The sequence below is a fragment of the Kribbella sp. VKM Ac-2571 genome (assembly GCF_004362255.1).
GTDB lineage: Bacteria > Actinomycetota > Actinomycetes > Propionibacteriales > Kribbellaceae > Kribbella > Kribbella pratensis.
The window spans coordinates 104,068-115,581 of sequence record NZ_SNWS01000002.1 but is presented as its reverse complement, the minus strand read 5'-3'; the positions used below and the strand labels follow the sequence as shown (position 1 = coordinate 115,581).

9 protein-coding genes are annotated in these 11,514 nt (G+C 68.3%); all 9 read left to right on the top strand.

Annotated elements, in window-relative coordinates; genetic code table 11:
• Window positions 1-5: 5 nt before the first annotated feature.
• Window positions 6-1,268, top strand: a complete 1,263-nt coding sequence (locus EV651_RS04510) for a hypothetical protein (RefSeq protein WP_133782338.1) — start codon at window positions 6-8, stop codon at window positions 1,266-1,268.
• A 154-nt stretch (window positions 1,269-1,422) separates the two neighbouring features.
• Complete coding sequence (locus EV651_RS04505; RefSeq protein WP_133782336.1) at window positions 1,423-2,685, top strand: toxic anion resistance protein; 1,263 nt, start codon at window positions 1,423-1,425, stop codon at window positions 2,683-2,685.
• A 41-nt stretch (window positions 2,686-2,726) separates the two neighbouring features.
• On the top strand, window positions 2,727-3,308 hold the full coding sequence (locus EV651_RS04500; RefSeq protein WP_133782334.1) for a hypothetical protein: 582 nt from the start codon (window positions 2,727-2,729) through the stop codon (window positions 3,306-3,308).
• The gene (locus EV651_RS04495) at window positions 3,305-4,681 is read left to right on the top strand and encodes an AAA family ATPase (protein WP_133782332.1); all 1,377 of its coding nucleotides are present in this window, start codon (window positions 3,305-3,307) and stop codon (window positions 4,679-4,681) included. The genes EV651_RS04500 and EV651_RS04495 overlap by 4 nt, the downstream gene beginning before the upstream one ends.
• Complete coding sequence (locus tag EV651_RS04490; protein WP_133782330.1) at window positions 4,678-6,012, top strand: hypothetical protein; 1,335 nt, start codon at window positions 4,678-4,680, stop codon at window positions 6,010-6,012. Before EV651_RS04495 ends, EV651_RS04490 begins: the two co-directional genes overlap by 4 nt.
• Window positions 6,009-6,980, top strand: coding sequence for a glutamate ABC transporter substrate-binding protein (locus tag EV651_RS04485; RefSeq protein WP_133782328.1), 972 nt, complete (start codon window positions 6,009-6,011; stop codon window positions 6,978-6,980). Before EV651_RS04490 ends, EV651_RS04485 begins: the two co-directional genes overlap by 4 nt.
• Window positions 6,977-8,092 (top strand): hypothetical protein, encoded by a 1,116-nt coding sequence (locus EV651_RS04480; protein ID WP_133782326.1) that lies wholly within the window; start codon window positions 6,977-6,979, stop codon window positions 8,090-8,092. The genes EV651_RS04485 and EV651_RS04480 overlap by 4 nt, the downstream gene beginning before the upstream one ends.
• Window positions 8,089-10,443 (top strand): serine/threonine-protein kinase, encoded by a 2,355-nt coding sequence (locus EV651_RS04475; RefSeq protein WP_133782324.1) that lies wholly within the window; start codon window positions 8,089-8,091, stop codon window positions 10,441-10,443. The genes EV651_RS04480 and EV651_RS04475 overlap by 4 nt, the downstream gene beginning before the upstream one ends.
• Entirely contained in the window at window positions 10,428-11,501 is a 1,074-nt protein-coding gene (locus EV651_RS04470; protein ID WP_133782322.1) for a PP2C family serine/threonine-protein phosphatase, read from the top strand. Before EV651_RS04475 ends, EV651_RS04470 begins: the two co-directional genes overlap by 16 nt.
• The last annotated feature ends 13 nt before the right edge of the window (window positions 11,502-11,514 follow it).

The following is an 11,514-nucleotide window of genomic DNA, read 5'->3' as shown; positions in this document are numbered from 1 at the left end:
CCGGGGTGGGATTCCTCGAGCAACTGGATTTCGACTATTTAACCGACAGCCATCAGCTCCTTGGACCTCAGTTCAGCGCCGAGACTTCTCTCGAGGAGTCGCAGGACTGTCCGATCCGGGGTTCCTTGGCATTCCTCGTCTGGCAGGACAACTTGGTCTTTGTCGGCAGGCTGACGCGCGGCCATCGGTCAGGGCCTCGACGGAGCATCAAATTGGAATTGGTCAGCAAGGTCGAACCGCCGCTGCCCACGAACCAGCTACGAGCTGCACTTCTCTCGGCGCAGCGGAGACCGCTACAACGACCCGGAGGATCGTTGTCCGAGAAGGCGACGCAGCGAGTTCTGGACGTACTGATGCGAGAACGACCGTCCCTGGCCGATGCACTGGGCGCACTGCTTGCTGAGTCCCTTCCACCGGACAGGCCAGACCTCCGCCCTCTCGCCGAACAACGTGACGCCGTTGCGACGCTGCTCGAGGTGGCCAGGTTCGCACCCGACGAAGCTCTGAGCTCAGACCGTTCATGGCTCGCCGGCACCAGGCGGACGTTCCTTCCCAGCACACATGGCATCACCCCGCTCGAAGACACGATGCTCGAGCACGATCGAGGAAGGTTTCTAGGTTGGGAGCCCGAAGAGACCGACGACATCGGCGTACGGTCGTTCACGAACGGAGCCGGCAAGGAGCTGCGTGTTCTGAATGTCAATCGATGGACCGCCGAGACCGCATTGGGATGCGACCTTATCTACTACAACGTCCAGCGCCATAGCTATGCCCTTCTGCAGTACAAGCGAATGACATTCGAATCAGGCGAGATGCGCTACCGCCCAGACGCGCATTTTGAGCAGCAGATCGAGCGAATGCGAATACTTGACTCCGATTGCAACGATCAGGATGACTCGCAGTACAGATTGTCACCGACTCCGAGCTATCTGAAGATATGCCAACTCGAATCAATGCAACTTGATAAATTCTCCGTCGTACCCGGTATGTATCTGGCGCGCGAGCAAGCCGAGATACACCTCAACGACCGCGACGGACGCGGCGACCACGGCGGACGTTACTTCTCGTTCAAGAACGTTCAGTCCTACATGACGATGTCAATATTCACGGACCTCTTGTCGTTGGGCCTCATCGGAACCAGCGGAGCGTCGACCGAACACATCCGCGAAATCATCGACATGAGTCTGACTCAGCGTGGCGCGGTGGTTGTTGGCATCCTGAACGACAGGACCGGGCGACGGCCTGGCTGGAAGCAGCCGCCGCAGTAGCTGCTCACACCACGTTGGGTCACGCCAGTCCCCCATCTTCTTCCCCCCGCAGGTAACAACGAGTGCGCAACAGGCGCGCCACGGGGACCTGGAACCGCGTAGATTGTGTGCGCGTCACGGAGGTATCCAGGGGCGCCTCTCGGAGGGGAACACGATGACTGAAGCCGACAACACCGCTGCTCAGCCCGCTGCCGCGCAGCCCGCTGCGGCACCGCTGCAGCCGCCGACGGCCACCGCGCCGGGGCTGATACTGACCGCGCCGCCGCCGTCACAGCCGGTGGCCGAGACTGCCGCGCCGAGTATGGCGCCGGCCGTCGACCCGGCCGCGTTGCCGGGGCTGGACAGCAAGGTGGACACCTTCCTGAGTGCGCTGATGGCGGCCGAGCCCCGCTCGCCGGAGTTCGCGTCGAAGGCCAGTGACGTGCGCAGCATGGGCGACGTCGACATCCGCGCCGCGGCCGAGAGCTCGAACCGGCTGCTCCAGTCCCCGGTGCGGGCGCTGCAGGAAGGCGGCCTGTCGGAGGGTTCGACCGTCGGCAAGACGCTGCTCGAGCTGCGCCGTACGGTCGAGGACCTGGACCCGAAGGAAGCCACGGGGGTGAAGAAGCTCCTCGGGATGATCCCGTTCGGGGACAAGATCGAGGACTACTTCCGCAAGTACCAAACCGCGCAGAGCCATCTCGAGGGCATCCTGCACGCGCTGCGCAACGGTCAGGACGAGCTCGGCAAGGACAACGCCGCGCTGAACCTGGAGAAACAGCAGCTCTGGGACGCGATGACGCGACTGAACCAGTACGTGTACGTCGCCGAGCGCCTCGACGCGCGGCTGTCCGCGGCGATCGCGGAGCTGGAGGTGACCAACCCGGAGAAGGCGAAGGCGTTCCGCGAGGATGTCTTGTTCTACGTCCGGCAGAAGCACCAGGACCTGCTCACGCAGCTGGCCGTGTCGATCCAGAACTACCTGGCCATCGACATCGTGATCAAGAACAACATCGAGCTGATCAAGGGTGTCGACCGGGCATCCACGACCACGGTCTCGGCGCTGCGTACGGCGGTCATCGTCGCGCAGGCGCTCGGTAACCAGAAGCTCGTGCTGGACCAGATCACCGCACTGAACACGACCACCAGCGGGATGATCGAGCGCACCTCGGAGATGCTGCGGGACAACTCGGTGGCGATCCAGCAGCAGGCCGCGTCCGCGACGATCGGGCTGCCGCAGCTGCAGGCCGCGTTCGCGAACATCTACGCGACCATGGACGCGATCGACACGTTCAAGGGCGAGGCGCTGGACAACATGGCCGCGACGATCGGCACGCTGGAGAACGAGGTGACCAAGTCCCGCACGTACCTGGAACGGGTCTCCCAGCAGAACCAGCAGGTCGTCCACGGCAGCCTCGACCTCAACCTCGAACGCTGATCCACACCACCACCAGCTGACAGCGAGAGACGGGGGACTGCATGGCGCTCGGCGACTTCTTCGCGCGGCTGACCGGTCGCAAGGAGGAGCCCGAGCCTGCCCCGATCCCCCGGCCGCCGACGAACGACGACCTGCTGGCGGCGCTGGTCCGCGTCGAGCAGCTGGTCGCGGGCGGCGCCGTACCGGCCGTCGTCTCCTCGCGGGTCGCCCGGGTGGTTCGCGTCGTCCGGGAGACCATCCCGCGGCTGGGGAACCTGGGCGGCAGCGTGCAGGCGTACTCCGTGATGGCGACGGCGACCGACTACCTGCCGGAGGCGATCGGCGGGTACCTGCGGCTGCCGCGGCAGTGGGCCGACACGCGCCCGGTGGACCGTGGCAAGACGTCACTGATGATCCTGATCGACCAGTTGGACCTCTTGGCCGCGACGATGGACAAGGTCTTCGACGCGGTGAACCGCGCCGACGCGGCGGCGCTGATCGCCCACGGCAGGTTCCTGCAGGAGAAGTTCGGCACCGGCTCCACCGGCGGAGGCTTGGCCCTCGGCCCGACCGAGTCGACCCCGCCGCCCGACCTGGGACCGGCGGGACCACTGGCACCACCACCTGGACGAGGAGGGTCATGAGCGGCGCGGGGGGAAAGTCTCTGCAGCAGGCGTTGTCCGAGCTGCTCGTGGTCGCCGGCCGCGCCGGTGTCGACGACGATCGAGCCCGGTCGGAGGCGCTGTCGCTGGCCGCCGCACTGGCCGAGTCGGCACCCGGTGCGCCCGCCGACTGGGGCAAGGCGTTCGAGGGCGCGACGACGCAGGACTTCTTCGACGCCGCCGTCCGCGGCCGGCGTTGGCGCGGCGCCCCGACGGCTGTCCTGACCGAGCTGATCGCCAACGGCTCGGCGGAGAAGACGGCGTACGCCGAAGCTCTGGCGGAAGTGGCCTCCGCGGCCTGCACGTTGGGTGAGCCCACGATGCGGGTCGTCGGCAACGCGTCGGTGGCAGCTGCTGCCCAGCTACAAGCTGCTGGTGCCCGTCCACTGCAGGCTGCTTCGACCCCGCAACCGAAGACCCAGGAAGCACCGCAGGAAGAAGCGGCGGCAGCGGAAGAGCCGGCCAAGACGGTTGAGGAGTTGCTGGCCGAGCTGGACGAGCTGACCGGGCTGGCTCGGGTCAAGCGCGAGGTGCACCGGCAGGTCGCCGTACTGCGGGTTGAGAAATTGCGGACCGAGGCGGGTCTGAAGAGCCCGACGATCACACGGCACCTGGTGTTCGTGGGGAACCCGGGCACCGGCAAGACGACCGTCGCACGGCTGGTGAGCGGGATCTACAAGGCGCTCGGCCTGCTGTCGAAGGGGCAACTGGTCGAGGTCGACCGCTCCGAGCTCGTCGCCGGGTACCTCGGACAGACCGCGACGAAGACCGCCGAGGTGGTTGCCTCCGCGGCGGGTGGCGTGCTGTTCATCGACGAGGCGTACAGCCTGACCGCGGGTGAACTGGGCGCCGACCAGTACGGGCGGGAAGCCGTCGACACGCTGGTCAAGGAGATGGAGGACCGGCGCGACGACCTCGTCGTGATCGTTGCCGGATACCCCCAGCCGATGGAAATGTTCATCGCCGCGAACCCCGGGCTGGCCAGCCGGTTCCGGACCACGATCGAGTTCGAGAACTACAGCGACGACGAACTCACCGACATTCTCACCGGGCTCGCCGAGGCCGCGGACTACGAGCTGGTCCCGGAGGCGGTGGACAAGTTCCACGAGGTGCTCGCGGCGACCCCGCGGGACAGCTCGTTCGGCAACGGACGGTTCGCGCGCAACGTGCTGGAGGCCGCGATCGGGCGGCACGCGTGGCGGCTCCGCGACGTACCGGCTCCCACGACGACCCAGCTGCGTCAGATCCTCGCCGAGGACCTCACCGAGCAGCCCGCCGACGCCGTTGAGCCCGAAGAGCCGGCAACAGCCGGTACTTCGGACGTCACGGAGACCGAACAAGGAGAAGAGGCGTGACCCAGACGCAGAGTGCGCCGCCCGCGACCGTGCCGACGGCCCCACCGCCGGGTACGACGCCGCAGGCGCCGAACGCGAGGACCGCCGGCCCCCGCGGCGCCGTCGCGCAGTGGTTCGAAGGTACGCCGGGCCGGATGCGCGCGTTCCTGATCCTGGCCGCCGCGATGAGTGTGGTGTTCGGCCTCGCCGCCGCGCAGGGCTTCAGTCAGTCCGACGGCGCGCTCGACCGGGCGCAGGCGAACACCGCGCAACTGGTCCGCATCCAGGCGATCCACACCAACCTGGTCAGCGCGAACGCCGACGCCACCAACGCGTTCCTGGTCGGCGGTCTCGAACCGCCGGAGCAGCGTGCACACTTCGTCAACTCGCTGGCCGCGGCCGCCGGGCTGATCGCCGAGGCCGCGACCGCGCAGCCCGCGGACCGCGACGTGCTCGGCGCGCTGAACAAGACGCTGATCACGTACGGCGGCCTGATCGAGCAGGCTCGCGCCAACAACCGCCAGGGTCTCCCGATCGGTTCGCAGTACCTGAAGGACGCGAACTCGGTGTTGCAGGACGACTCGCTGCCGCTGGTGAAGGCGCTGGTCGAGGCGAACGAGAAGCGCGTCGACACCGAGTTCGACGGGATCAGCCAGGGCACCATCTGGATCCTCGTCGGCGGCCTGCTCAGCCTTGTGGTCTTCGCGATCACACTGCGCTGGCTGGCCCGCCGTACGCATCGCTACCTGAACGTCCCGATCGTGGCCGGCGCCGCCCTCGTCCTGCTGACCACCGTCGTCGGCGGGGTTTCACTCGCCAGCGCCTCGAACTCGGCGAAGTACACCCGCAGTTCCGAGTACGAGCGGACCTTGGCGCTGTCACGCGCCCGGATCGCGGCGTACGACGCTCGCTCGAACGAGAGCCTGACCTTGATCGCACGCGGCTCCGGCGACGCCTTCGACAAGGCCTACAACGCGGCGGCCACGCAGGTGAACGAGCAGCTCGGCAAGGTCGGCTCCAGCGACAGCGGGACCCTGACGGACCTGTGGAGCACCTACCAGGCGGTCCACAAGAAGATCCGGACCGCAGACGGTGACAAGGGCGACTGGGAGGGCGCCGTCGCGATGGCGGTCGGCAAGAACGAGACCAGCGACAACTCGGTCTATGCGTTCGACGCCTTCGATTCCGCGTCCAACCAGCAGCTGACCGCCACGAGTACCGCGGTGCAGAAAGATCTCAAGAACGTCCGCGACGGTCTTCCGCCGATCGGCTGGCTCGGCGTACCGATCGGCATCCTGGCCGCACTGCTGGTCGCCTGGGGCATGTCGCAGCGTCTGGAGGAGTACCGATGAAGAAACTGATCCCACTCGCCGCCACCACCGCCCTACTCCTCACCGCCTGCGGCAACGCCAACTACGCCACCACCCAGATCCCGCCGGCGCCGTCACCTTCAGCAGCCGCCCCGCCGGCCCCGTCGGCGCCCAAGCCGTGCGCCGACGGCAAGGACGCGCTGGCCTCGTACCCGCCGCCGGCCACGTTGCCGAAACCCGACGAGCCGGTGACCGGCTACCTGAAGACGATCAGAGACCGCAAACGGTTGATCGCCGGCGTGTCGGCCGACAGTCTGCACCTCGGTGCTCGCAACCCGATCAGCGGCAAGATCGAGGGTTTCGACATCGACATGGTCAAGGCCGTCGCCACGGCAATCTTCGGCACCTGGGAAGGTCACCTCGAGCTCCGGGTGATCTCCAGCCCACAGCGCATTCCGTCACTGCAGAACGGCTCCGTCGACATCGTCGCGCGGAACATGACGATCAACTGCGAGCGTTGGAACCTGATCGCCTTCTCGGCGGAGTACTACCGCTCCGGGCAAAAGACGCTGGTGCCGCTCGACGCCAAGGAAACCAGCGTCAAGCAGCTGTCCGGCAAGACCATTTGCGCTCCCGCAGGTTCCACCAGCCTGACGAACCTCATGAAAGAGAACCCCGCGGTCAAGCCCATCACCGCCGACACCGACACCGGTTGCCTCGTGCTCTTCCAGCAAGGCAAGGCGTACGGAATCTCCGGTGACGACACCGTGCTGGCCGGCGACGCCGCACAGGACCCCTACGCGAAGGTGCTCCCCAACGAGAGGTTCAGCGAGGAGCCGTACGGGCTCGGCATCAACAAAAAGAACGTGGACTTCGTCAAGTTCGTCAACGGTGTGCTCGCCCAGATGAAGGCCAGCGGCGCGTGGATGACTTCCTACAACACCTGGCTCAAGCCTGACCTTGGTGAGCTCGCTGCGCCACCGACACCTCTTTACGGCCGGACGCAATGACCGTTCGTACGCCGGTTGTTTCGGCGCCGGTGCCGGCGGGGCGGATGGGGAGCAGTGTTCCGGCTGCGGAGCTGCTTTCTTATCTCGGTGCGCTCGGGGAGTGGCGGGATCGGCGGAAGGCCGAGCTGGACGAGCTGGATCAGGCCGCCCTGCACTCGCCCGACGGGGATGCCCTCAATGCCGACATCGTGCTCAGCATGACGGTCTGGAAGGCGGTCTCGGACCGGTACGAGTTGATCCTGGTCACCTGGGACTCCGGCCGGGTCGGGCAGACCGAGACCGAGCGGATCTCCACGCTGATCTGGGGCGGCCTGGACGCCGGCGGCGCCGGTGGCTCGCTCCCCGTTTCGTTGCCCGAGGCCTGCAAACTGTCGGACGCGCTGGCTTCCAGCCTGCGCGCGAAGCTCGATCTCCAACCCGGCGACGCCGACCTGGCCGCCCGGCTGCGGCAGTTGCGCGCGCAGGTGGAGCGGATCAGCGACCTGGTCAAGCAGGAGCCCGCGAACGTCCGCAACGACGCCCTCGCCAAGCATCACGACCTCGACCGCCGGCTGACGGACCTTGCCGAACGCAACAAACGCGGTGCCGACATCGGCGGGCTGATCGGCCCGCTGGACATGGACGCGGCGCGCACAGAGCGGGATCTGATCGTCGGCGCCGCCACCCGTAAGGAACGCGCCGCCGACGTTGCCCGGGCCCGCACCGTACGCAGCGAGCTGGAAGCTCAAGGCACCGCTGTCCGCGCGTTGGCCGACAAGGCTGTCGCGACGGTCAGTCCGGCGCCGCGTCTCGCCGTACCGGATGTGACCGCGCTGGGGCCGGTGCCGAACACCCCGGCCGAGCTGGAGAAGTACCTGACCCGGTTGGACGCCGTACGGCGGGCGCTCGGTCAGGCGCAGGCGGCGTACGGCGCTGCTCTGCAGAAGCGTGACGAGCTGACCCAACTGCTGGACGCCTATCAGGTGAAGGCGGCAAGTGTTGCCCCGGGCAACGAAGATCTCGCCGAGCTGTACCGGCGCGGCCGAGCGGTGATCGGGACCGAGCCGGTGGACCTGGCTCGCCTCGGCGCACTGGTAGCGGCCTACCAGGCCTACCTGGAAGGGACGAAATGACGACCAACACCGCCTGCACCCAGCCGGGCTGTACCGGCTCCATCGTGGACGGGTACTGCGACGTCTGCGGCTCCCCCGCCGCGGCGAGTGCCGCCGCGCCGGTTGCTGCTCCTGCGACTGGTGCGTGCACACAGCCGGGCTGCACGGGGACCTATGTCGACGGGTACTGCGACGTGTGCGGCTCGCCCGCGCCGGACGGCAGCACCGCGACCGCTGCCGAGCCGGACGCGCTGAGCTCGGTGTCGACAGTCTCCCGCGCCTCGAACCGGCTGGCCTCCACGCCACTCGGCTCGGCGCGGGCGGCACAGGCCGGCTCGAAGCTGACCCGCAAACTCGGTACGTCGTCCACCCGGCTGCGCGGCGCACGGCTCGGCGCCGGGCTGACTCACGTGCCGACGATCCCGGCGATCGACGCGAGCAAGGCGATCCTGGCCAACCCGATGGTCCCGGAGGACCGCCGGAACTGCCCGAGCTGCGGCCACCCGGTCGGCCGCTCCCGCAACGGCCAGCCCGGCCGTACCGAAGGCTTCTGCCCGAACTGCCGCAACCGGTTCTCGTTCTCGCCGAAGCTGCAGGACGGCGACCTGGTCGGCGGGCAGTACCTGGTCCGCGGCTGCCTCGCGCACGGCGGCTTCGGCTGGATCTACCTGGCCCAGGACCAGAACGTGTCCAACCGCTGGGTGGTCCTGAAGGGCCTGCTGAACTCCGAGGACCCGGACGCGGTCGCGGCGGCCATCGCCGAGCAGCAGTTCCTGGCCCGCGTCGAGCACCCGCTGATCGTCGAGATCTACAACTTCGTCACCCACGACGGCGCCGGCTACATCGTCATGGAGTACGTCGGCGGTACCTCGCTGAAGACCCTGCTCAAGGAGCGGATGGCCGCCAACAACGGTCAGTACGACGCGCTGCCGATCGACCAGGCGATCGCGTACCTGCTGGAGATCCTCCCGGCGTTCTCGTACCTGCACGACCTCGAACTGGTGTACTGCGACTTCAAGCCGGACAACATCATCCAGGTCGGTGACGCCGTCAAGCTGATCGACCTCGGCGGTGTCCGGCGGATCGACGACCCGGACTCGGCGATCTACGGCACCGTCGGCTTCCAGGCGCCCGAGATCGCCGAGGTCGGACCGTCGGTCGCCTCCGACATCTACACGCTCGGCCGGACGCTGTGCGTACTCGCGATGGAGTTCCGCGGTTACCAGAGCCGGTACGTCGACACGCTGCCGCCGGTGGCCGAGGTACCGCTCTTCCAGAAGTACGACTCGGTGTACCGTCTGCTGGCCAAGGCGTGCGCGAAGGACCCCGCGGACCGGTTCCAGTCCGCCGACGAGTTCCGCGTGCAGCTGCTCGGCGTACTGCGTGAGGTCGTCGCCGACAAGCAGGGCGTCAAGGCCGCACAGCACTCGGCGTCCTCGCTCCTGTTCGGGACGCCGGGCGACAGGGCCGCCGGACTGGGTGAGGCGGCCCAGCCGTGGCAGCAACTGCCGTCGCTGGCACCGGACGACAGCGACAAGATGGCCGGCTGGCTCAAGACGGTCAGCGTGCCGGACCCCGTGAAGCGGCTGGAGCTGCTGGTCGACGCGCCGGAACAGTCGCCGCAGACGCTGCTAGAGGTCGCAGAGGCGGCGCTGGAGGTCGGACCGGAGCGCTACGACATGGTCGACACCGCGGTGGCCGACCTGCTCAACGAGGACCCGTGGGAGTGGCGTGCGGTCTGGATGGCCGGACTGGTCGCCCTGGCCCGCGGCGACTCGGCGGCGGCGCAGTCCGCGTTCAACGCCGTCTACGGTCAGGTGCCGGGTGAGCTGGCGCCGAAACTGGCGCTGGCGATCGCCTGTGAGCACAGCGGCGAGTTCGACGTTGCCGAGGGCCTCTACCTCACCTGTGCACGCACCGATGCCAACTACATCGCAGCCTCGGCGTTCGGCCTGACCAACATCAGGACCTCGCGCAACGACGTGGACGGTGCGCTCAACGCGCTCGACCTGGTGCCGCGAACCAGCGGCGAGTACGTGCGGGCCCGTCGCCTGCGAGCCGGTGTGCTGGCAGGATCGGGGCGTGGCCTTCCCGCGCTCGCCCAGGCGATGGACAGCATCGCGACGCTGACCATCGACCCGGTCGACCGGGCCAACCTGGCCGCGAACGTGTTCCGGACCGCGCTCGCCGAGGTCCAGCAGTCCGGTCCGCAGGAAGCTGTGCGGATCGACGGACGGGCAGCCACCGAGACCTCCCTGCGGGACGGGCTCGAGGCCACCTACCGGCTGCTGGCCGACCAGGCGCAGACCCGGCGGGAACGGATCGCCCTGGTCGACCAGGCCAACGAGGTTCGAGGATGGACGTTCCGATGACGAGTACGACCGACACGGTCTGCCCCAGCTGCGGCGGGGCGGTGTCCGAGGCGGACCTGTTCTGCGAGGCCTGCGGTGCCGAACTGAAGCCGGGGACCGCCCCGACCTCACCGGCACTGGACACCGACACCGAGCCGACCGTGGAGATCGGCGCGGTGGCCGGCCCGGAGGCTGCGGCCGCCGGCCCGTGCAGGTCGTGCGGCGGCACCGTCGGTGCGGACGGGTACTGCGAGACCTGTGGCACCAAGGCGGCCAAACCGCGCGACCACTTCGAGGAGCAGCCCGCCGCGTGGGTGGCCGGGGTCTGCGACCGCGGCATCCGGCACAGCCGGAACGAGGACGCGATGGCGATCGCCGCGGACGCCGAGCCGGGCAGCCGGGCACTGCTGGTGGTATGTGACGGCGTCAGCTCGTCACTCGACTCCGACGTCGCCTCGCTCGCGGCCGCCCGGGCAGCGCTCGAGGTGCTCCAAGCCGGTCACGCGCAGGGCCTCGGCACCGAGTCGTCGCGGGCGAGCGCGATCGGGGCCCGGCTCAAGGCGGCGGCCGACGCGGCGAGTGACGCCGTACTCGACAACACCAGTCCGGACAGCCCGAACCCGGCGTCCTGCACGTTCGTCGCAGCTGTACTGGAGAACGGGATGCTCGTGGCGGGCAGTGTCGGCGACAGCCGCGCGTACTGGTTCCCGGACGCGGCCGAGCCGGTCGCTCTGACAGTCGACGACTCGTGGGCCGCCGAGCTGATCTCCACCGGGGTTTCGCGTGAGGAGGCCGAGTCCGGTCCGCATGCGCACGCGATCACCCGCTGGCTCGGCAAGGACGCACCGGACCACACGCCACGGACCACGACGCAGCAGGTGAGCGGGCCGGGCTGGCTGCTGGTCTGCTCCGACGGCCTCTGGAACTACTGCTCCGAGGCGGCACCGCTGGCCGACCTCGTACGTCAGACTGCTGCGGACAAGGGCGGCGAGCCCCTGGCCACCGCGTCCGCCCTGGTCGACTGGGCCAACGCCCAGGGCGGTCAGGACAACATCACCGTCGCGCTCGCACGCATCTAAGGAAAGGCTGACC

What these genes read in the sequence shown, in the direction of transcription:
- EV651_RS04470 (WP_133782322.1), top strand. Translation starts at nt 10,428, where the DNA reads ATGGACGTTCCGATGACGAGTACGACCGACACGGTCTGCCCCAGCTGC.
- EV651_RS04475 (WP_133782324.1), top strand. Translation starts at nt 8,089, where the DNA reads ATGACGACCAACACCGCCTGCACCCAGCCGGGCTGTACCGGCTCCATC.
- EV651_RS04485 (WP_133782328.1), top strand. Translation starts at nt 6,009, where the DNA reads ATGAAGAAACTGATCCCACTCGCCGCCACCACCGCCCTACTCCTCACC.
- EV651_RS04500 (WP_133782334.1), top strand. Translation starts at nt 2,727, where the DNA reads ATGGCGCTCGGCGACTTCTTCGCGCGGCTGACCGGTCGCAAGGAGGAG.
- EV651_RS04480 (WP_133782326.1), top strand. Translation starts at nt 6,977, where the DNA reads ATGACCGTTCGTACGCCGGTTGTTTCGGCGCCGGTGCCGGCGGGGCGG.
- EV651_RS04505 (WP_133782336.1), top strand. Translation starts at nt 1,423, where the DNA reads ATGACTGAAGCCGACAACACCGCTGCTCAGCCCGCTGCCGCGCAGCCC.
- EV651_RS04495 (WP_133782332.1), top strand. Translation starts at nt 3,305, where the DNA reads ATGAGCGGCGCGGGGGGAAAGTCTCTGCAGCAGGCGTTGTCCGAGCTG.